We start from the raw sequence: 20,277 nt of genomic DNA, 5'->3' as shown, positions 1-20,277 counted from the left end.
TGCCGTATGCGGCCGTGGAGGCGGGGTGTCGGCGGCTTACGCACGGGTGACCTCCGTTGTCTCGCCGAGGACGATCCGGGCGAGGTTGGCCAGGGAGGCCGAGCCCGGGGTGAAGTAGTCGCTGTGGCCGCCGGGGCCCGCCGCGAAGACGCGGGCTCCGAAGGACGGGGAGACGGGATCGGTGCCGAAGCCGACCGTCCAGCCGAAGAGGTCGGCGCGGACGTGCGGGACCTCGGCTATCCAGTCGGCTGCTCCCCGGGCCGCCCAGACGCGGGCGGAGGTGTGCAGGGCCGCGGCCGAGCCGGCGCCGGTGCCGGGACTGCCGACCAGGGCGATGTCGGTGACGCCGAGGCCGGTGAGGGCGGGGGCGGTGCGGGCGCAGACCACCGTGCCGTACGAGTGGCAGAGGAGGGCGACGGAGGCCGGCCCGGGGGCGGTGAGGCCGCGCAGTTCGCGGATGAACTCGCGCAGCCGCGGGGCCGCTTGGCCGGCCCGGCCCGGGGTGAGGACCGCGGTGCTGATCGTGGCGGGCGCCCGGTAGCCGAGCCAGGCGACGACCGCGGTGCGGGCGCCGCCCGGGGCCTCGCGGGTGACGCGCCGGTACAGGGACGCGGCCGCCGCGTGGAGGCGGGCGTAGGTGTCGAGGGTGGTGTCCGAGCCGGGGACCAGGACGGCGATGCGCGTCGCGTGCGGCAGGTCGCCGAAGACCTCGGTGACCTGGCCGGCGCCCCGGGCGTCGAAGCGGAGCAGGTGACGGGAGGGGGACGCGAGGGCGCGGTCGGCGACGGCGCGGGAGCGGTCGCCGCCCGCGGCCGCCATGCGGGCGGCTTCGGCCGCGTTGTCGCGGTTGGCCTCGTAGGCGGTGGCGAGGGCGGCCGGGGTGAGGCGGGCGGGGAGCGCGGCGGGCGGCGGCGCGGGGATCCGCGGCCGGGTGGCCGCGGACAGCGGAAGCACCACGGCGGCGCTGACCAGCGTGGCGAGCAGGGCACGGCGCAGCCTCCCCCGCCAGTGCCCGCGCCCCGGCCGCAGCCGCTCCCCCGTCACCGCCGTCATGGTCGGCCCCCCCGTTCAGTCGCCCGGCCATCGGGCTGTTCTGATCGGGAAATTACGGAACGGACCGTGTCGTTCGCGTCCCGCGCGGGGACTCACCTGGGAGGTAGCTCTCAGGTACTACGGGTATGCGGGGGAAGACTCAGGGTCGGGCTCTCACCAGGCGAGTTGGGCGATCTCCTCCGCCACCACCGCGCAGGCGTCCGCCACCGGGTCGATCAGGGGGAAGTGGCCGACCTCCTCCAGGAGCGTCAGGCCCACCACCTCGCCCGCCTTCGCCGCCGCGTCCGCGTAGGACTCGGCGACCGCCTGCGGGACGACCACGTCCGTGCGGCCCTGGACCAGGGTGGTCGCGATGCCGGTCGGGAGCAGGAGCGCGGGGTCGGCGTACGGCTGCCGGTCGGCGAACTTCTCGTCGCCGCCGAGGAGTTGCAGGGCCGCGTTGCCGCAGACGTCCAGCTTCTCGGCCATCGCGAAGTCCGCGATCGGGGCCAGGGCCACCACACCCCGCAGCGGCGCCGGGCCGGAGGTGCGCCACACGGCGTCCGCCGGGAGGACGTGCCGTGCCGCCGCCCACAGCGCCAGGTGGCCGCCCGCCGAGTGGCCGGTGAGGACCGTACGGCGCAGGTCCGCCCGCGGTACCGCCTCGCGGACCAGGGCCGGCAGGGCATCCAGCGCCGCCGCCACGTCGTCGAAGGTGTCCGGCCAGCGGCCCGCCACCGGGGCCGTACCGCCCTGGGCGGGAAGCGCCGCGCCGCGCCGGTACTCGACGTTGGCCACCGCGAAGCCGCGCCGGGCCAGGTAGTCGGCGAACGGGGTGATGTGGCCGCGGTCGTACGGCGCACGCCACGCACCCCCGTGCAGGACCACCACCAGCGGGGCCAGCGGCTCCTCGGTGCGCGGGGCGTAGAAGTCGATCACCTGGTCGGGATGGTCGCCGTAGGCGGCCGTGGCGTCGGGCGCGACGTGCGGGTGCGAGAAGGCCGACTCCTCCTCGGCGGCGGCCCGGGCTGCTGCGTCGTCGTCCGGCATGCTCCAACCTCTCAGGGACGTAAGTGCGTTGGCGGACCAGGTGGGGAATCCGGCCGTTGGCCGGGACGGTATCAGGCCCGTGACGTGCGCGGACACGCGGATGTGACGCACGGTGAGGATTGCTCGGTTCTGTACCGTCCCGGCCCCTGACCGGGGATGACTATGTCGCCATGTCGCTAGAAGACGGCCGTTCCCGCCGCCTCCGCCAGCACCTCGCCCAGCACCCGGGCCGCCCGCTCCACGTCCGCGAAGCCGACGTAGAGCGGGGTGAAGCCGAAGCGGAGCACGTCGGGGTGCCGGAAGTCGCCGACCACGCCCCGCTCGATCAGCCGTTTCATCACGTCCCCGGCATCGGAACAGCGCAGCGCGATCTGGCTGCCGCGCTCCTCGTGGGCCGACGGGGTCACGCACTCGACGCGGCCCGCCGGGACGTACGCCTCGACGCACTCCAGGAAGAAGTCCGTCAGGGCGAGCGACTTGGCCCGTACGGCCGCCACCGGCACCCCCTCCCACACCTCCAGCGCCGCCTCCAGGGCGAGCATGGAGAGGATGTCCGGGGTGCCGACGCGACCGCGCAGCGCCCCGGGCGCCGGCTCGTACGCCGGACTCATCCCGAAGGGCTCCGCATGGGAGTTCCAGCCGGGGAGCGGCGAGTCGAAGCGGTCCTGGAGGTCCCGTCGTACATACAGGTACGCGGGTGCGCCCGGCCCGCCGTTCAGGTACTTGTAGGTGCAGCCGACGGCCAGGTCGACGCCGTGCTCGTCGAGGCCCACCGGCAGCGCGCCCGCGCTGTGGCACAGGTCCCAGACGGACACGGCCCCGGCCGCGTGGATCGCGGCGGTGAGGGAGGGCAGGTCGTGGAGGCGTCCGGTGCGGTAGTCGACGTGGTTGAGCAGTACGGCGGCGGTACGGTCGCCGAGCGCCGCCGGAACCTCGGCGGGGGTGAGCGGGCGCAGGGTGCAGCCCGTCAGCCGGGCCGCCGACCCGGCGATGTAGCCGTCCGTGGGGAAGGTCGTCGCGTCGACCAGGATCTCGTCGCGGCCCTCCCCCGCCAGCCGTACCGCGCCCACAAGTGCCTTGAAGACGTTGACACTCGTCGAGTCGCCGACCACGATCTGGCCGGCCGCCGCCCCGACCAGCGGGGCGATCCGGTCGCCGATCCGCTCGGGCGCCGTCCACCAGCCGCTCTCGTCCCAGGACCGGATCCGCAGCTCGCCCCACTGCCGCCGGACGACGTCCTGGACGCGCCCGGGGACGTGCGCGGGCAGGGCGCCCAGCGAGTTGCCGTCCAGGTAGACGACCGCGGCGTCAGCCGCATGATCGGACACCGTGTCCAGGGCGAAGCGCTCGCGCACCCCGGCCAACTCGTCCTCGGCGTCCAGCTTCTCCGCCCTCAGGGCCCGCTCAGACATGGGACCTCGCCGTCCACAGCTCCGGGAACACGTTCTTGCGGGCGCGCTTCTCCAGCCAGGCGACCCCGGCCGAACCGCCGGTGCCGGGCTTGGCGCCCATCGCGCGGCGGGTGGCGACCAGGTGGTCGTTGCGCCAGCGCCAGACGAGCTCGGCGACGTCGGTCAGCGCCTCACCGAGGCGGGCGAGGTCGGCGTCGCCGTCGCCGGAGTAGACGGCGGTCCAGGCGGCCTCGACGGCGGGGGAAGATGTATAGGGCAGTGATATGTCACGTTCCACCAGCTCCGCCGCCGGGATCGGATACCCCCGCCGCCCCAGCAGCCGCACCACCTCGTCGTAGAGACTCGGCTCGTGCAGCGCCTTCTCCAGTTCCGCGTGCACACGCGGCGCGCCGCGGTGCGGGACGAGCATGGACGCGGACTTCTCGCCGAGCAGGAACTCCATCCGCCGGTACATCGCCGACTGGAAGCCGGAGCCCTCGCCGAGGGCGGACCGGTAGGAGTTGAACTGGGCGGGGGTGAGCTGGCCGAGCGGCTTCCAGGAGGCGTTCAGCGCCTCCAGTTCGCGGGTGGAACGCTTCAGCGCGGCGATCGCGGTGGGGATGTCGTCACCGCGCAGCGCCGCCGCGGCCGTCTCCCACTCGTGGACGATGACGGTGAACCACAGCTCCATCACCTGGGTCGTGACCAGGAAGACCATCTCTCCGGGATCGTCGGAGAGGGTGTGCTGGAGGTGGGTGAGCACGTCCGCCTTGACGTAGTCCTCGTACGGCGTCGTGCCGGCGAAGTCGAGATGCGGGGTCTCGGGCTCGTTGCTTTCGAGAGCCTCATGGGACATCGCTGTCTCCTGTTGTACTCCGGGTAGCGGTCCGCCCCTGCCGATGCCGACACGGGGGCCCCGGTCCCCACCGGCATCTTCCGCAACGTAACCCGCATCGGCAAGGCCCGCCCGCCGGGAACCCCCGTCCGGCGGCCACGCTCAGCCGCGGACGGTCCGCCCCCGGTACAGCCGCCCGGACATCCCCTCGAACGCCAGGTCGAGACCGACCCCGTCGCGTTCCGCGTGCAGGTGCAGGTGGGGCTCGGTGCTGTTGCCGCTGTTGCCGACCTCGCCGAGCAGTTGCCCGGCCCGGACCGCGTCGCCTGCCGTCACCGTCACCGAGCCGGGGCGCAGGTGGGCGAGCTTCACGATCTCCCGGCCGGTGTCGAGGAAGACGTGGTTGCCGTACGGCGGCTGGTAGCGGATCTCCCCCGGGCGCTGGTCCGGGATGCCGTCGGCCGCGGAGACCACCGTGCCGTCGCAGGGCGACCGGACCGGCCGCCCGTAGGCGGCGTACGCCGCCGGTTCGCGACCGGGCCGGGTACGGGTGCCGTACCGGCCGAGCGCCACCAGGTCGAGGGCGGCGCGCTGCTCCGGTACCCGGGCGTGGTGGTTCACCGCCGGGCCGCCGCCCTGTACGACGTACCAGGCACCCTCCAGCGGGAACCGCAGCGGCCGGGAGAGCGGGGCCCGCCGGCGGTGCAGCCGGGCGGCGGTGACCAGCCACCCGGCGCCCGCGAGGAGGACGAGCCCGACGGCGAGTCCGGGCAGGCCGTCTCCGGCCGGCAGCCCCGGCAGCCGCCACGCCGAGGCGAGGGCGGCGACCGCGCCCGCCTCGACCGCCCGCCTGAGCGGACGGGGTTGCGTCGCGGGTGCGCCGCAGCCCTCGACGACCACGTAGAACGCGGCGAGGGTGGCCAGGTCGGCGGTCCAGGCGGTGCGGTCGCCGGCCGTCCACAGGGTCAGGACGTTCCAGGCGGCGACCAGGACGAGACAGACCGCCCAGGCGAGGTGTGCGGGCGGGCGGTAGCCGGGCGGGGTGTAGCGGACGCCTTCGATGCGCAGGGCGGTGAGTTCGCCGTCGGGCGCCGCCTGGGCCCAGGCCCGCACCCGGCCGGTGCTGCCGGACACGATCAGCCCGTCGGGGCCGTCCGTCACGGCGGCGAACTCGCCGATCCGGGCGTTCGTGGCGTGCACGATCCGCTCCAGCACCGGGATCCCGACCGCTGCCGTCACCCGCGGGGCGAGCCGGGGCCACTGCTCCGGGTCCGCGGTGAGGAAGCGCGCCAGGGCGTCGGCCTCCGGCGGCTGCCCGCCGGGCATCGGATCACGCACGTGTGCTCCCCCTGCCGTCCCGCCCGTCGTCGCGCCTGCGGTCACGCAGGGAACGGGCGGTCTGGAAGACGACGGGACGCGGGGTGAGGTTGTCGGCGGTGGCAGACTGGCGCCATGACGACGCACACGAACCTGCTCGGCGGCCCGGAGCCGACGTATCTGCCGGAGAACGAAGAGGCGTACCGCCTGCTGGGCGAGGAGTCGCTGGCTCCCGTGGAGGTGGCGGCGAAGTTCCCGACCTTCTCGCTGGCCTGGGCGCTGCTCGCCGACGAGGCGTTCGAGCGCGGCGCGGTCGTCGAGTCGTACGCCTACGCGCGTACCGGCTACCACCGCGGGCTGGACGCCCTGCGCCGCGCCGGGTGGAAGGGGCACGGCCCCGTGCCCTGGGAGCACCGGGCCAACCGGGGCTTTCTGCGCTGCCTCGCCGCGCTCGCCCGCGCCGCCGGTGAGATCGGTGAGAAGGACGAGAACGAGCGCTGCTGGCAGTTCCTGAAGGACAGCAGCGCGGAGGCGTACGCAGAGCTGCACGGATAGCAGGGACGGCTCAGCTTCCGGGGCATCCGGCGACCGTCCAGGCGGCGTACTCCTGGCGGACGTAATGCCGGCGCCTGCGGGCGAGCGTGACCGCGCCGGGGCGGTACGGGCCGGCCACCAGGCCGGGATGGCGGCGGTCGAACCGGACGAGCCGCTCGGCGGTCTCGGCGGCGGCCGCGGCCGGGCCGGGGTCGCCTCCCAGGGCCATCCGGTCCATGAGGGCCGCCCTGCGCAGCAGCCAGGCCCGTTCGGCGGCCGTCGCGTGGGCCGGGGCGCCGGTGACCGGTCCCCCGGCCCGGCGGCCGTCGCGTTCGGCACCGAGCGCGAGCAGCCGGTGCATCTCGCGGCGCAGATCGGGCGCGTCCGCGTACGCCCTGTGCGCGGGCGGGGCGGCGGTCCGAGTGCGGCGGTCCGAGGTGGCGTCCATGGTCACCGCTCCGCCGGTACGCGGGGGCCGGTGCCACAGCGCCGGCACGGCACGGGGTCGCGGCCGGGGACGCCGGGCTCGCCGTGGTCGAGGGCCGGCGGGCGCGCCGCGGACCGCGTGGGAACGCGGGCCGGTCCCGGGCAGCCGTCGACGGGGCACGGCTTGTGGCTCGCGAGGGGCCACGGGCCGGTCATGCCGAACACCTCAGGCAGGCACGGACCTCGCGGCCGCCGCGGGTCTGGTGGATCTCGGTCGACTGGGCGAGGTACTGGACGATGCCGGTGCCGCGGCCGTGTTCGTCGGGGGCCGCGTCGCGGCGACGGCGCTCCACCGTCGTGCCGGAGTCGGTGACCACGATGTGCAGGGTGCCGTGGTCGAGGACGAGCGACAGGGTCATGTGCTCACGGCCGTACTGGGCGGCGTTGGCGGCGAGTTCGTCGACGATGAGGACGGCGGAGTCCCGCTCGCTCGCGGGCACGCTCCAGGTCTCCAGCAGATCGGCCGCGAAGTGCCGGGCGGCGGAGACGTGCGCCTCCTGCGCCGGCAGGGTGAGCAGTGCCTGGTGGTGGCGGGGCCGGTCGGAGAGTGGACCCAGGCCGGGCGAATCGGTCACGTACATGGTCTTCTGACTCTTCCGTGGAGGTATGGGGTGTGCTCATTCAGTTCCACGGATGGCACGTGCCCGATGGTTCGAGCTGTTCGCACCTTTTGCCGGGATTCCCGTGGGTAGCGTCGGGGCAGACGGCAAGTCACCCGCGGAGCGGGCCGGTTGGTGGCACGCCGTACCGGTGTCCGTCTCGGCGACGCGCGACCGGAGAAGGTCTCACGAGCTGATGGTGACCAGCTTCTGGCCGTCGCCCGCGAGGATCTCGAAGTGCTGGATGTCCCCCGGGGCCATGGCGACCGCCCCTGGGACCGTGGTGCCGGGAGGGTATTCACCCGCCTGCCAGGTGGCGCCGTCCACCCTGGCGCCGCCGGCCCCAACGGCCTGGAGCCGGCAGGTGATTCCGGCCGGTGCCCCCTTCGCGTGGACCTGCAGGACGCTCCCCCAGGCGGAGGGGTAGACCTGCACCGAGGCGGTGACACCGGTGGCCGCATCGCTTCCGGAGAACGTGCGCCAGGCGGTCGGCGCGGTCGCCCCGGGCGGCGTCGCCTGACTGGTCACGGATCCCACCGTCGCCAGCAAGGTGCCGCCGACCGCCGCCGCGACGAACGTCAGGGAGGCGGCGGCACCGGCCAGTTGCAGCCGCCGCCGGCTCCTGCGCCGCCGGTCCGCGGCCCGCTGCAGCAGGCTCTCCAGCACACCCGTCCGCGGTGGTGCCGCCGCCGCGGGCGGTGCGGGCGAGGAGAGCCGCGCGCTCTCGGCCGCGTGCGCCACCAGCCGGTCGGCCAGGTCGCCGCCGGCCGTCGGAACCGTCCGGCCCGCAGCCACGGCCTCGGCCTCGGTCACCGTCGACAGCAGCGCGGGCAGCCCCGCCAGCCGGGCGTGTTCGGCCCGGCACTCGTCGCATTCCGCGAGGTGGACACGCATCCGTTCCAGCTCCGCCGGGGACAGTGTGCCCAGGACGTATCCGCCCAGCGCCAGCCGTAGGGCGTCGTGCTCCGCGCTCATGGTCGCCACCTCCCGCACATCACGGTCACGGCTCGATCCCCCGCTCCTGGAGCGCCAGCCGCAGGGCGTGCAGGGCGTAGTACGTCCGTGACTTCACGGTGCCCAGCGGTACGCCCAGCACCTGCGCGGCCTCCGCCATGGTCCGCCCCCGGTAGTAGGTCTCCAGCAGCACCGCGCGGTGATCCGGGGAGAGGGCCCGGAGGGCGTCGGCGACCGCCCAGCTCTGCAGTGCCTGCTCGATCTCGTCCTCGCCCGGCGTCTGCTCGGCGGCCCGCTCCAGCGCCTCGCCGCCGGCCTCGGCAGGCCTGGCCCGCCGGGCTCGGTGGGCGTCGATGACCACATGCCGGGCGACCGTGCACAGCCATGCCCGGGCCGGGCCGCGTGCGGGCTCGAACGCGTCGGGGTGCTGCCACGCCCGCAGCAGCGTCTCCTGCACCACGTCCTCCGCCCATTGCCGGTCTCCTGAGGTCAGTCGCAGCACGTAGTGGAACAGGGGCCCTGCGTGCTCCGCGTACAGAGTGCGCAGCAGTTCCTCATCCGCGGTCGAAAGCGTTCCTCTACCCGAGACACGGTGCGCGGAGCGATCCGGATCAACCCTTGGATCACGTTTTCGGAAACTCCAGGGCATAAGTCGATGATCGCGCACATGTACGTCTTTGTCCTGTAACGCAGGGCGCCGTACGGGTAGCGCTCCGCGTCACCCTGAAGAAATCTCACAAAAGTGTATATATGCCGAACCTTATGGCCGTCGCCGTCCGTGGAGCCGGACAGGAACCCCCACCCGGCAAAGGACGGATCAGACGTGACCGAGACACACCGACCCCCGAACTTCCCCGCACCGGGCCGACGCTCACGTGCCGCAGCCGGGCTGGCCCTGGCCGCCCTGGCCGCCGTCGGCACGATGGGACTCCTGACCTCGTGCGACCGGTCGCCGCACTCCTCGGCCGTCGCGGCCGGTGCCACCGCACCCGGCCGCGACGGCACCTCCCCGATGCCCATGCCCGGCATGAGCATGCCGGCGAACCGCCCGAGCAAGGGCGCTCCGGTGACCGGGACCGCCGTCGCGATCAAGAACTTCGCCTTCGCGCCGGCCACGCTCAAGGTGCCGGTGGGCACGACGGTGACCTGGACCAACCAGGACACCGAAGCCCACACCGTCACCAGCACCGGACCGGGCGGCCCGCTGCGTTCCGCCGCCCTGGGCACCCGCGCCACCTACCGCTACACGTTCACCAAGCCCGGCACCTACGCCTACCTCTGCACCATCCATCCGTTCATGACCGCCACCGTGGAGGTGACCCGATGACCGCCTACGACGCCTACGACGAACCCGGTGGGCCCGTCCCGGAACACGGCATGACGCGTCGCCAACTCATGCGGCACGCAGGATGGTTCGGCGGCGCGGTGGTGCTGACCGTGGCCGGTGGAGAGGTGATCAGCCAGATCGCCAGCTCCCGGGACTCCACCGCCGAGGCCGCCACCGGCGGCGCCGCGGCGGGAAGCGGCACGCTGCGGTTCGTACAGGTCTCCGACAGCCACATCGGGTTCCAGGGCCCGGCGAACACGGACGTGGCCGGCTCCTTCACCGAAGCGGTGAACCAGGTCAACTCGCTCGGCTTCAGGCCCGACTTCGTCATGCACAGCGGCGACCTGACCCACCTGTCCATGGCCGGGCAGTTCGACCAGGTCAAGCAGATGATGTCCAAACTGAAGACGGACCGGGTCTTCACCGTGCCGGGCGAGCACGACTCCATCGGCGACGCGGGCCGCGCCTACCGGCGCACCTTCGGCGCGGGCACGCTCGGCGACGGCTGGTACAGCTTCGACACCCACGGCGTGCACTTCATCGCCCTGGTCAACACCCTGAGCCTGGAGAAGCTCGGCCACCTCGGCAACGCCCAGATCGACTTCGTCCGCAAGGACCTCGCCGGCGTGTCCTCGGACACCCCCGTCGTGGTCTTCAGTCACATCCCGCTGTTCGCCATGTACCCGAAGTGGGGCTGGAGCACCGACGACGCCCTCCGGGTCATCGCCCTGCTGCGCCGCTTCTCCTCCGTCACCTGCCTCAACGGGCACGTCCACCAGCTGTTCACCAAGACGGAGGGCAACATCACCTTCCACTCCGCCACCACCACCGCCTACCCCCTGCCGAAACCGGGCCGCGCCCCCGCGCCCACCCCGCAGGTCGTCCCCGCCCGGCAGCTCAAGGACGCACTCGGCATCCGCAGCGTCGGCTACCGCCAGGGCGACCGCGAACTGGCCGTCAAGGATCAGAGGCTGACATGAACGACGGAAGACTCCTCGCCCCCGCCCTGCGCTGGGCGACTGCCGGAACGCTCGCCGCCGGCGGATACGTCCACGCCCAGCTGTACGTCGACGGGTACCGCTTCGTCCACGTCGTCGGCCCGCTGTTCCTCCTCCAGGCCAGTGCCTCCTTCGCCCTCGCCGTCCTGCTGGCGACGGGGACGCCGCCCCTGCTGCTGAGGGCAGCCGCGGCCGGCGTCGCGCTCGGCGCCCTCGGCGGCTTCGCGGCCTCGCGCACGGTCGGCGTGTTCGGGTTCACCGAACGCGGTCTGCAGCCGGCCCCGCAGGCAGGCCTCAGCCTCCTCGCCGAAACCGGCACGCTGCTGTTCCTCGCGGCCTGGCAGCTGGCCGTGGCCGCGGGCAGGCGGCGGGAGGCACCTCCCGGCCACCTGGAACCACGCCCGGGAAGCGCCTGGCCGAGCCCACGGCTGCGCGAACTGAGGGACACCGTGCGCGGCCTGCTCGGCCTGGACGACGACACCGCCGTCGTGATCCGCCAGCTCGGCTGTGCGGCAGGCGGCCGCCCACCGCTGGAAACCGTCGTCGAGGTAGTGCCCATGGACGGCGGCGAGGCGCACCGCTGGACGCTCCACCGCGCGGCCGACCAGATCACGGAGCACGACCTGCGGACCACCCTGCTCCGCCGTCGGCAGTAGCCTCCGGCCCCTAGGGCGTCGCCTCGATCGGCGGAGCCGTCACGTTCCCGTGGGTACGGCACTCCGGGCGTACGCAGCCCGGTGCCGGCCTGCGGACCAGGGCGAAGGCCAGGGCCGCGCCGACCACCAGGACGCCGGCGCAGATGGGCATGGCCCGGTCGAACGCCGCGTCGAACGCCGGGGCCGACCGGTACGCCTCCGGGCCCATCCCGGCGAGCAGCGGCAGCGCCGCCACCGCGATCAGGCCGGCGGCGCGGGCCGCCGCGTTGTTGATGCCGCTGGCGATGCCCGCCCGGGCCGTGTCCACGGAGGCGAGGACGGAGGCGGTGAGCGGGGCCACCAGGGTGACCATGCCGACGCCCTGCACCAGGACCGCCGGGAGGACGTCCGTCAGGTAGTTCGCGTGCTCGCCGACGCGCAGCATCAGGAGCATCGCGGTGGCGCAGAGCAGCGGGCCCACCGTGAGGGGGATGCGGGGGCCGATGCGGTCGGCCAGGGCACCCGAGCGGGCCGAGAAGAACAGCATCAGGGCCGTCGTCGGCAGCAGGGCCGTGCCGGCGGCCAGGGCCGAGTAGCCCGCGACCACCTGGAGTTGGAGCGCGGTGAGGAAGAAGTAGCCGCCGAACGCGCCGTACACGCACAGGGTGACGATGTTGAGCGCCGTGAACTGGCGGGAGCCGAAGATGTCCAGCGGGAGCATCGGGTCCCGGCGGCGCTTCTCGACGTATACGAAGGCCACGCCGGCCGCGACGCCGGCCACGGCGAGCAGGGCCAGGGTCCCGGCCTCGATGAGCGCGAAGGTCACCAGACCGAGGGCCAGGGCGCCGAGCACCGCGCCCAGGACGTCGAAGCGGCCGTGGGCGCGCCCTCCCCCACGCTCGGCTTCGCTCGCGCGGGAGGTGCCCCCAGCGGATTCGGGTACATGGCGCAGCGCGACGGGGACGCAGAGCAGGGCCAGCGGGACGTTGAGGAGGAAGACCCAGCGCCAGCCGGGGCCGTCCACCAGCCAGCCGCCCAGGAAGGGGCCGACGGCCGCACCGATGCCGCCGAAGCCGGACCACAGACCGACCGCGCGGGCCCGGTCGTCGGGGTGGAAGGAGGCCTGGATGAGGGCGAGGGAGCCGGGGGTCAGGAGGGCGCCGCCGACGCCCTGGAGGGCGCGGGCGCCGATCAGTACGGCGTCGGTCGGGGCCAGACCGCACATCAGGGACGCGGCCGCGAACCAGACGACCCCGATCACGAAGATCTTCCGGCGGCCGTACTGGTCGCCCAGCGAGCCGCCGAGCAGGATCAGCCCGGCCAGCGTCAGCATGTACGCGTTGACCGTCCACTGGAGCGCGGACAGGCTCGCGTCCAGGTCCTTCCCGATGCGGGGCAGGGCGACATTGACGACCGTCGAGTCCAGCATCGCCATGCTGGAGCCGAGGACGGTGGTGATCAGGATCCACTTGCCCTGCGAGGAGGCCAGCCGGACGTCGGGCATGGGACCAGGTATACAGCGGACCCGGCGCTGTCGACAGAGGAAGACAGGCGCCGGGTCCGGACCGTGACACTTACTTGATCTTGTTGCCCGCCGAGCGCAGGTTCTGCGTGGCCTCGACGACGCGCGCGGCCATGCCGGCCTCGGCCAGCTTGCCCCAGGTGCGCGGGTCGTAGGTCTTCTTGGAGCCGACCTCGCCGTCGACCTTCAGGACGCCGTCGTAGTTCTTGAACATGTGGTCGGCGACCGGACGGGTGAAGGCGTACTGGGTGTCCGTGTCGAGGTTCATCTTGACGACGCCGTTCTCCAGCGCGGTCAGGATCTCCTGCTCGGTGGAGCCCGAGCCGCCGTGGAAGACGAAGTCGAACGGCGACTGCTTGCCGAACTTCGCGGCCACGCCGTCGCTCAGCTCCTTGAGCAGGTCGGGGCGGAGCACGACGTTGCCCGGCTTGTACACGCCGTGCACGTTGCCGAAGGAGGCGGCGAGCAGGTAGCGGCCCTTCTCGCCGAGACCCAGCGCCTCGGCGGTACGGATCGCGTCGTCGACCGTGGTGTAGAGCGAGTCGTTGATCTCGTGGGAGACGCCGTCCTCCTCGCCACCGGTCGGGGTGATCTCGACCTCGAGGATGATGTTGGCGCGGCGGGCCTGCTCCAGGAGCTCCTGGGCGATGGCCAGGTTGTCGGCGAGGGTCTCGGCCGAGCCGTCCCACATGTGCGACTGGAAGAGCGGGTTGCGGCCGTTCTTCACCCGCTCCTCGGAGATCGCGAGCAGCGGACGGACGTACCCGTCGAGCTTGTCCTTCGGGCAGTGGTCGGTGTGCAGCGCGATGTTCACCGGGTACTTCTCGGCGACGATGTGCGCGAACTCGGCGAGCGCGACCGAGCCGGTGACCATGTCCTTCTTGTACTGGCCGCCCAGGAACTCGGCGCCGCCGGTCGAGATCTGGACGATGCCGTCGCTCTCCGCCTCCGCGAAGCCGCGCAGCGCCGCGTGCAGGGTCTGGGTCGAGGTGACGTTGATGGCCGGGTAGGCGAACTTGCCTGCCTTCGCCCGGTCGAGCATCTCGTTGTAGACCTCGGGGGTTGCGATGGGCATCTGTCCGCTCCTTGAGTGTGCGGGTCGGGTACTGCTGCTTCTCTACGGCCCTGACCTAGACCTGTGTGGGGGCGACGTCATCGTCGGCCCCATCTTTCCAGACCTGAACCGATGCTCCCGGCACCGGTCAAATCCGGGTCAATCCCACTCGTCAACCGGGGCGTCAGTCCAGACCCAGTTCATCCTTCGAGAAGGCGAACACATACGGCACGCCGGCCTGCTCCGCGATCGCCTCGGCCGCGCCCGTCGCCCGGTCCACGATCGTCGCGACGGCGACGACCTCGGCGCCGGCCTCGCGCAGCGCCTCCACCGCGGTCAGCACGGAGCCGCCGGTGGTGGAGGTGTCCTCGACAGCGAGGACGCGGCGGCCCTTGACCTCCGCGCCCTCGATACGACGTTGCAGACCGTGCGCCTTGCCCGCCTTGCGCACCACGAAGGCGTCCAGCGTCTTTCCGCGCGCGTGGGAGGCGTGCAGCATCGCGGTGGCCACCGGGTCGGCGCCCAGGGTGAGCCCGCCGACGGCCTCGAAGTCCAGCTCGGCGGTCAGGTCGAGCATGACCTGACCGACCAGCGGGGCGGCCTGGCCGTCCAGCGTGATCCGGCGAAGGTCGATGTAGTAGTCGGCTTCCTTGCCCGACGACAGGGTCACCCTGCCGTGCACCACGGCCTTGTCCTTGATCTGTTGCAGCAGCTCAGCGCGTGTGCCTGGCGGCATTACTTCGTTGACGTCCGTCATGCCGACCAGCTTAGAGGCGCGTCCACGTCCAGGTGGTCGCGGCTTCCAGCGGCTCCAGGGGCGTGACGAGCCGGGGCAGCGTGTTCAGCCCGTTGGGCGGTCCGGTCTGCGGCTCCACGCAGACGGCCTCCGCCTGCTCGTCGTAGACGACGACCCACTGCTCGCGGCTGGCGACGTTCAGCTGCAGCCGCCCCGGCCAGGTGAGGGTGACGTCGACGCCGTCGGGCATGCCGAAGCAGTCGTCCCAGGGGCCGGGCTTCGGGTCGATGCGGTTGCCGGTGGGCAGGTGGTCCGCGCCGCGCTCCTCCTGCCAGGCGGGGGCGAAGTCCACCTGGGCGTCCTGGCCGCCGACGTTCCGGTTGAACCAGGGGTGCCAGCCGATCTGCGCCGGGAAGGAGTCGTCGTACGTCTCCACGGACATCGTCAGGGTCAGCGAGTCCTCGGCGAGCTGCACCATGTGGGTGACGCGGGCGGGGTGCGGCCAGGGGTCGCCGAGTTCGCGCGTGATGACGGCCTCGGTGGCCGAGACCCGTGCGGTGCGCCAGGCGCCGTCGCGGGCCGTGCCGTGGATGGCGTGCGGCGGGGAGTTGAGGGGCATCTGGACGACGGTGGCGCCGTCGAGGAAACGGCCGTCCCTTATCCGGCCGCACCACGGCACCATCGGGAAGCAGCCGAAGCGGTCGCCCTGGCGGAGGAGTTCGAGGCCCCCGACTTCGAGACCGGCGATCCGGCCGCCGTTGCCGGGGTGCAGGCGGAGGGTGACGTCGCCTGCGGTCAGCGTGATGTCTTCGTTACTCACGGGATGAGAGTAGTGGGGGGGCACGCCTTGCGTTTCGGCTGCGGGTGAGTGGGGGCCCGCCGCGCAGTTCCCCCCGCCCCTTACGGGGCGCTGCCCAGCCGTGTCCTGCATACCTCGCCGCGGGCTGGCGTGCCGCTGAGGCGTCGGGTTTCGGGTGCAGGTGAGCGGGAGCCGGCCCCGCAGTTCCTCCCCCAGCCTTCGGCCGGGGGTACCTCCAGCGCCCCTTGCGGGGCGTTGCAGGCGCGTCAGCCACGCAGCTGCGGGCGGCGTCGCCGATTTTCAGCCGCGGGCAGTCGTGCCGCTGGGGCGATGGGGGTCCCCCCGCGCGAGCGAAGCCGAGCGTGGGGGAGGGTGGGCGCCGGGGCACCCTGCCAGCGCCGGTAAGTGTCCCCACTCCCGCGCCGTCCGAATCAGCGGCGCCTGCGCAGCGCCCTCGTGACCACGATCGCCGACGCCAGTGCCAGTGCTGCCGCCGGGGCGGCCCAGCGGAGGGTGGAGGCGCCCGCCACCGTCTGGGGGGCCGGGACCGGCGCGTAGCGGCCCCGGGGCGGGGCGTGGTCGACCTCCTCCGCGCTGCGGCCGATCATCGTCCGGCGTGCGTGCGCCGCCTCGGCGAAGATCTCGGGGAGCGGCTCCGGCTCGGGCTCCGGTGCCAGGGACGGGGGCGGGACCTCCGTCTGGAAGACCGAGGGCGGTTCGGCGGCAGGCGCCGCAGGCGCCTCCCCCAGGCCCTCCGCGAAGCGGCCCAGCAGCCTCGTCGCCGCCGCCTGGACCGCCTCCGCCGGCAGTTCGGCGACCCGCCCGTCGGCGGAGGCCGTACCGGTCACCGTGACCGTGCACCCCTCGCCCGTCTCCGCGAGGCGGATCGTCAGCGCCAGCTTCACCGTGCCGGTGCCGCGGGCTTCGGTGGCGTCACCGTCGACCGCGTAGGAACCGTCGTCGTGAGCACTCACGCGCACGGAGCCCCGGTAGGTGATCGAGTGGCTGCCGATGCGGACCTTGAGGCGGCCGGTGCCGGGGTCTGCGCCCGCGTCCTGCTGGAGGCCGGGGACCGCCCGGGCGACCCGCGCAGGATCGGCCAGCGCCTCCCTGAGCCGCGAGGCCGGGGCCGGGACGTACACCTGGTGCTCCATGCCGACTGAGCCTACCCACGAGTCGGTCCAACACACCCTCCCCGGCGCACGGCCGGATCCGTTCAGTACCGAGGGTGCACCAGCGTCGACGGCGGCAGCCCGGCCGCCGGCGCCGTCAACGCGTCCCGCCGAAGTCCCCCTTCCGTGAGCGTCCGCAGCCGCGGTCCGTCGCCCGGGAGGCGCAGCGGCGGCCCGCGGGAACCCGCGGTCGCGAGGATGAAGCCCCAGTCGTGCGGCGCCCTGGACTCGCCCGCCGAGCGGTCGGGGCCCGGGGTGAAGCCGGCGTCCTGGCCGGGCACCCGGTAGGGGGTGGTGGCGAGGCCGGCCGCCCGCAGGGTCGCGGCGACCGTCCAGAAGGCGTGCGGGCGGGACTGGACCGGTCCGGCGTGGACGACGAGGCGGCCGCCGGGGGCGAGGACGCGGCGGGCGAGGCCGTAGAACTCCTGGGAGTACAGCTTGGTGCTGGCCGTGATGCCGGGGTCGGGCAGGTCGGCGATGACGACGTCGTACCCGGAGAAACCGGAGCGGGGCGCCTCGCGCAGCCAGAGGAAGGCGTCGGCGGTGAACACGTGGACGTGCGGGTCGTCGTAGGCGTGGCCGTTGAGCGCGGCGAGGGCGGGGTCGTGGCGGGCGAGGCGGACCAGACCCGCGTCGAGTTCGACGATGTCGACGCGGTCGACGCCGCGATGGCGCAGCACCTCGCGCGCGGCCATGCCGTCGCCGCCGCCGAGGATCAGCACGCGCGCGTGCGGGCCGGCCATCGCGGGGTGGACGAGGGCTTCGTGGTACCGGCGTTCGTCGCGGCCGCCGACCCGCAGCCGGCCGTCCAGGAAGAGGTCGAGGGGGCGGCCGCGGGTGCCGCCGGTGAGGACGATCTCCTGGACGTCGGTCTGCAGGGCGACCCGGACGTCGGCGCCGTAGACGGCGTGCCGTGCGGCCCGTTCGAAGTCGCCGACGAGGACGGCCGCGGAGGCGAGGACGCCTAGGACGGTGACGCCCGCGACGAGGAGGGTCCAGCGGGCCCGCCGGGACAGGTCGCGGCGGAACAGGCCGAGGACCAGGGCGCCCCCGGCGACGATGTTGACGGTGCCGGTGACCAGGGTGCCCGTCAACTGGCCGAGGAAGGGGAGCAGGAGGAAGGGGAAGGCCAGGCCGCCGACCAGCGCGCCCACGTAGTCGGCGGCGAACAGGTCGGCCACCGCGCCGCCCGCGTCCTGGCGGCGGATGCGCTGGATGAGCTCCATCAGCAGCGGCACCTCGGCGCCGATCAGCAGGCCGATGGCAAGGGAGAAGGCGACCAGGAGGCAGCGCGGGCCGGTGGCCCACAGTCCGCCCCAGCCGCCGGTCCAGGCGAAGACGGCGTACAACGCCATGGCGCTGCAGCCGCCGACCAGCGCCAGCGCGGCCTCCACCGCGGCGAACCCGGCCGCCGCGTGCCAGCGCAGCCGTTTCGCGGCGAGTGAGCCGACGCCCATCGCGAAGACCATCACGGACAGCACGACGGAGGCCTGGGTGACCGAGTCGCCGATCAGGTACGAGGCGAGGGCGACGAGTTCGAGTTCGTACACCAGTCCGCAGGCCGCGCAGACGAACACGCACGCCAGCACCAGGAAACGGCCGGTCCCCGGCCGCACGGGCAGCGGCGCGGGGGCGGCCCAGGACGGTGGTGCGCCGGGAGGGGCCGGTGCGTGCGGATCGATCACTCTGCGACGTTACGTCACTCGCTCGGTACGCTTCGTCACCCACACGTGTGGAACTCGCGGCCCCTTGACGCCCCGTTGGTTTATGTCATCCGGCCACGGGGTGGCGCGTCGGAACCCGTACGCCGACCCGCGTCCGGGTCGCCACCAGCTGCCCGTCCTGCGGGTACGCGTGCCAGGTCCGCCAGTGCACCTGGCCCTCGTGCCGCTGGGCCAGCATCGCCGTGAACGCGTGCGGGCTGCCCGGGAAGACGCCGGCGAGGCCGTGCGGGTGCTCGGAGACGAGGTCCAGCAACTCCTGGGCGCGGCCCGCGAAGGAGCCCGGTGACAGCACCTCGACGCGGGCCGCGAACTCGTACTCCCAGTCGCCGTTGCGCTTGGCGACCCCGAGCGGCAGGGGGGTGCTGGACCCCGGGATGCACGCCACCGTCTCCGAACAGCCGCCGCACTCCTCCTCCAGGAGCACCTGGTGGGACGCGCCGAGCAGTCTCAGCTGCAGCTTCGCCCCGGTCAGTTCCAGGTCGAGGGTGGCCAGGGCGGGCAGCGGCTCGCGTCCCAGGGCCCAGGCGAGGTCGGCCGCGCGCGTATCGGTGTAGGTGGTGTTCAGGGTCGTGAGCATGGATCGGCTCCGCTAACACGCAAAAGGGAGGAGGGTGGTCCGGCACACCTCGGTCGACACCGGGAGATCGGACCGGCCGGCCCAGCCGGAGAGGGTGTCGTCAGGACGTCCGAGGCGCTGCTTTGGTGATTTAGAGGGAATCATGAACTGTGACGCCGCCACAGCGTTTTTACCCAACTTCGTGGGGTTTCCATCCCTCAGAGGGCTCCACAGCTCAACTGTTCAACCAAGAGGGGCGCCCCCCTGCTCCCGGCGCACGCCGGGGCGCCCGGCGAGAGCTCCCCCGCTCTCCGCCCGGACGCCCCGGTCCCCCGCCGCCCGCGCGGCCGCTCAGTTGCCCCCGCCGCAGCCCCCGCCACCGCACGACGAGCCGCCGCCGCACGACGAGCCGCCGCCGCAGGAGGAGTGCCCGCCACCGCACGAGTGGCCACCGCCGTGGTGTCCCCCGTGATGACCGCCGTGCGAGGACGACGACCCCGAGTCCCCGGCCCACCAGCTGCCGGAGCTGCTGTAGGACGAGGACCCGCCCCCGCGGTACGCCCCCTTGCCCCGCGCGCCCCTGCGGACCGCCGACGCGACGATCGCGAGGCAGATGACCGCGGCCACCACCACGATGAAGACGGTGCCCATGGCGTCACCTTCTTTCCGTTCCCCCCGAAGGCGACCCCCCGTGGGCGCCCCGGCCGCCGCGAGAGCGCGGCGTGGACTGGGGATGCCCGGCCGTGACGGCGGCCAAAGCGGAGTTGAGGAACTCCAGAGCTTGGGCGCAGGATGACCGGCATGACCTCCAGCGAACGCCCGCTCCTGAACCGTCGGCTGGCCGAGTTCGGCACCACGATCTTCGCCGAGATGTCCGCCCTCGCCCTGCGCACCGGCTCCATCAACCTGGGGCAGGGTTTCCCGGACACCGACGGTCCCGAGGAGGTCAGGGAGGCCGCCGTGCGCGCCCTGCGCGAGGGGCGCGGCAACCAGTACCCGCCGGGTCCTGGCGTCCCCGAGCTGCGCACCGCGATCGTGGCACACCAGCAGCGCCGGTACGGGCTGTCGTACGACCCGGACGCCGAGGTGCTGGTGACGGCGGGCGCCACGGAGGCGATCGCCGCGGCCCTGCTGGCGCTGGTGGAGCCCGGGGACGAGGTGGTCGCCCTGGAGCCGTACTACGACTCCTACGCCGCGAGCATCGCGATGGCGGGCGGCACCCGGGTCCCGGTCACCCTGCGCCCCGACGCCGGCGCCTTCCGCCTCGACCTCGACGAGCTGCGCGCCGCCGTCACCCCGCGCACCCGCCTCCTCCTGGTCAACACCCCGCACAATCCGACCGGCACGGTCCTCACCCGCGCCGAGCTCACCGCGATCGCGGAGCTGGCGGTGGAGCGGGACCTGCTGGTGGTGACCGACGAGGTGTACGAGCACCTGGTCTACGACGAGGCGGAGCACGTGCCGCTCGCCACCCTCCCCGGCATGCGCGGGCGCACGGTCACCATCGGCTCGGCCGGCAAGACCTTCTCCTTCACCGGCTGGAAGGTCGGCTGGGT

Annotated in this window: 22 protein-coding genes; 5 read left to right on the top strand and 17 right to left on the bottom strand. The window is 73.4% G+C overall.

Features of this window, described 5'->3' with window-relative positions:
• Nucleotides 1-36: 36 nt before the first annotated feature.
• From JF597_RS36700 to JF597_RS36680, 5 genes are all read right to left on the bottom strand, one after another.
• Complete coding sequence (locus JF597_RS36700; protein ID WP_294005715.1) at nucleotides 37-1,053, bottom strand: alpha/beta hydrolase; 1,017 nt, start codon at nucleotides 1,051-1,053, stop codon at nucleotides 37-39.
• A gap of 153 nt (nucleotides 1,054-1,206) precedes the next feature.
• A complete protein-coding gene (locus JF597_RS36695; RefSeq protein ID WP_294005712.1) occupies nucleotides 1,207-2,082 on the bottom strand; it encodes an alpha/beta hydrolase in 876 nt (291 codons plus the stop codon).
• Nucleotides 2,083-2,258: 176 nt separating this feature from the next.
• On the bottom strand, nucleotides 2,259-3,494 hold the full coding sequence (kynU, locus tag JF597_RS36690) for a kynureninase (RefSeq protein ID WP_294005709.1): 1,236 nt from the start codon (nucleotides 3,492-3,494) through the stop codon (nucleotides 2,259-2,261).
• The gene (locus tag JF597_RS36685; protein WP_294005707.1) at nucleotides 3,487-4,329 is read right to left on the bottom strand and encodes a tryptophan 2,3-dioxygenase family protein; all 843 of its coding nucleotides are present in this window, start codon (nucleotides 4,327-4,329) and stop codon (nucleotides 3,487-3,489) included. The genes kynU and JF597_RS36685 overlap by 8 nt, the downstream gene beginning before the upstream one ends.
• A gap of 141 nt (nucleotides 4,330-4,470) precedes the next feature.
• Nucleotides 4,471-5,646: a M23 family metallopeptidase gene (locus tag JF597_RS36680; RefSeq protein WP_294005704.1), complete on the bottom strand. Its 1,176-nt coding sequence runs from the start codon at nucleotides 5,644-5,646 to the stop codon at nucleotides 4,471-4,473.
• A 114-nt stretch (nucleotides 5,647-5,760) separates the two neighbouring features.
• Here JF597_RS36680 and JF597_RS36675 point away from each other — a divergent pair, with 114 nt between their 5' ends.
• Nucleotides 5,761-6,180, top strand: a complete 420-nt coding sequence (locus JF597_RS36675; RefSeq protein ID WP_294005701.1) for a DUF3151 domain-containing protein — start codon at nucleotides 5,761-5,763, stop codon at nucleotides 6,178-6,180.
• A 10-nt stretch (nucleotides 6,181-6,190) separates the two neighbouring features.
• On the opposite strand, the gene JF597_RS36670 is transcribed toward JF597_RS36675, so the two are convergent.
• The 4 genes from JF597_RS36670 to JF597_RS36655 all read right to left on the bottom strand — a co-directional run bounded on the left by JF597_RS36670 (nucleotide 6,191) and on the right by JF597_RS36655 (nucleotide 8,847).
• Nucleotides 6,191-6,607: a hypothetical protein gene (locus JF597_RS36670; RefSeq protein WP_294005698.1), complete on the bottom strand. Its 417-nt coding sequence runs from the start codon at nucleotides 6,605-6,607 to the stop codon at nucleotides 6,191-6,193.
• A 190-nt stretch (nucleotides 6,608-6,797) separates the two neighbouring features.
• Nucleotides 6,798-7,220, bottom strand: a complete 423-nt coding sequence (locus JF597_RS36665) for an ATP-binding protein (protein ID WP_294005694.1) — start codon at nucleotides 7,218-7,220, stop codon at nucleotides 6,798-6,800.
• A 210-nt stretch (nucleotides 7,221-7,430) separates the two neighbouring features.
• Complete coding sequence (locus tag JF597_RS36660) at nucleotides 7,431-8,219, bottom strand: zf-HC2 domain-containing protein (protein ID WP_294005691.1); 789 nt, start codon at nucleotides 8,217-8,219, stop codon at nucleotides 7,431-7,433.
• Between the two features lie 25 nt (nucleotides 8,220-8,244).
• On the bottom strand, nucleotides 8,245-8,847 hold the full coding sequence (locus JF597_RS36655; protein ID WP_294005689.1) for a sigma-70 family RNA polymerase sigma factor: 603 nt from the start codon (nucleotides 8,845-8,847) through the stop codon (nucleotides 8,245-8,247).
• A gap of 174 nt (nucleotides 8,848-9,021) precedes the next feature.
• Here JF597_RS36655 and JF597_RS36650 point away from each other — a divergent pair, with 174 nt between their 5' ends.
• From JF597_RS36650 to JF597_RS36640, 3 genes are read left to right on the top strand one after another with little or no spacing between them, the layout of a single operon-like run.
• Nucleotides 9,022-9,525 (top strand): cupredoxin family copper-binding protein, encoded by a 504-nt coding sequence (locus JF597_RS36650; RefSeq protein ID WP_294005687.1) that lies wholly within the window; start codon nucleotides 9,022-9,024, stop codon nucleotides 9,523-9,525.
• The gene (locus tag JF597_RS36645) at nucleotides 9,522-10,505 is read left to right on the top strand and encodes a metallophosphoesterase (RefSeq protein ID WP_294005684.1); all 984 of its coding nucleotides are present in this window, start codon (nucleotides 9,522-9,524) and stop codon (nucleotides 10,503-10,505) included. The genes JF597_RS36650 and JF597_RS36645 overlap by 4 nt, the downstream gene beginning before the upstream one ends.
• Nucleotides 10,502-11,179 carry a hypothetical protein gene (locus JF597_RS36640; RefSeq protein WP_294005681.1) on the top strand — a complete coding sequence of 226 codons (678 nt, stop codon included), beginning with the start codon at nucleotides 10,502-10,504 and terminating at the stop codon, nucleotides 11,177-11,179. Before JF597_RS36645 ends, JF597_RS36640 begins: the two co-directional genes overlap by 4 nt.
• A gap of 10 nt (nucleotides 11,180-11,189) precedes the next feature.
• Here the strand turns inward: JF597_RS36640 and JF597_RS36635 are convergent, their stop codons facing one another.
• The 8 genes from JF597_RS36635 to JF597_RS36600 all read right to left on the bottom strand — a co-directional run bounded on the left by JF597_RS36635 (nucleotide 11,190) and on the right by JF597_RS36600 (nucleotide 19,372).
• A complete protein-coding gene (locus JF597_RS36635; protein WP_294005678.1) occupies nucleotides 11,190-12,662 on the bottom strand; it encodes an MFS transporter in 1,473 nt (490 codons plus the stop codon).
• 70 nt (nucleotides 12,663-12,732) lie between these two features.
• Nucleotides 12,733-13,755, bottom strand: a complete 1,023-nt coding sequence (gene fbaA / locus JF597_RS36630) for a class II fructose-bisphosphate aldolase (RefSeq protein WP_294005675.1) — start codon at nucleotides 13,753-13,755, stop codon at nucleotides 12,733-12,735.
• A gap of 163 nt (nucleotides 13,756-13,918) precedes the next feature.
• A complete protein-coding gene (pyrE, locus tag JF597_RS36625; RefSeq protein WP_294005672.1) occupies nucleotides 13,919-14,491 on the bottom strand; it encodes an orotate phosphoribosyltransferase in 573 nt (190 codons plus the stop codon).
• A gap of 10 nt (nucleotides 14,492-14,501) precedes the next feature.
• A complete protein-coding gene (locus JF597_RS36620) occupies nucleotides 14,502-15,290 on the bottom strand; it encodes an aldose 1-epimerase (protein WP_294005669.1) in 789 nt (262 codons plus the stop codon).
• Between the two features lie 410 nt (nucleotides 15,291-15,700).
• On the bottom strand, nucleotides 15,701-16,423 hold the full coding sequence (locus JF597_RS36615; RefSeq protein ID WP_294005666.1) for an SRPBCC family protein: 723 nt from the start codon (nucleotides 16,421-16,423) through the stop codon (nucleotides 15,701-15,703).
• Nucleotides 16,424-16,485: 62 nt separating this feature from the next.
• Nucleotides 16,486-18,126: a polyamine aminopropyltransferase gene (locus JF597_RS36610; protein ID WP_294005663.1), complete on the bottom strand. Its 1,641-nt coding sequence runs from the start codon at nucleotides 18,124-18,126 to the stop codon at nucleotides 16,486-16,488.
• Nucleotides 18,127-18,211: 85 nt separating this feature from the next.
• Nucleotides 18,212-18,742 (bottom strand): DUF2617 family protein, encoded by a 531-nt coding sequence (locus tag JF597_RS36605; protein ID WP_294005661.1) that lies wholly within the window; start codon nucleotides 18,740-18,742, stop codon nucleotides 18,212-18,214.
• Nucleotides 18,743-19,072: 330 nt separating this feature from the next.
• Complete coding sequence (locus JF597_RS36600; protein ID WP_294005658.1) at nucleotides 19,073-19,372, bottom strand: hypothetical protein; 300 nt, start codon at nucleotides 19,370-19,372, stop codon at nucleotides 19,073-19,075.
• A 141-nt stretch (nucleotides 19,373-19,513) separates the two neighbouring features.
• Here JF597_RS36600 and JF597_RS36595 point away from each other — a divergent pair.
• Nucleotides 19,514-20,277 (top strand): aminotransferase class I/II-fold pyridoxal phosphate-dependent enzyme (locus JF597_RS36595; RefSeq protein WP_294005655.1); only part of this gene is annotated, 764 nt, incomplete at its 3' end.

Source organism: Streptomyces sp. (assembly GCF_019510245.1).
In the GTDB taxonomy this organism is placed as follows: domain Bacteria; phylum Actinomycetota; class Actinomycetes; order Streptomycetales; family Streptomycetaceae; genus Streptomyces.
This window is presented reverse-complemented; position numbering and strand designations above follow the sequence as displayed.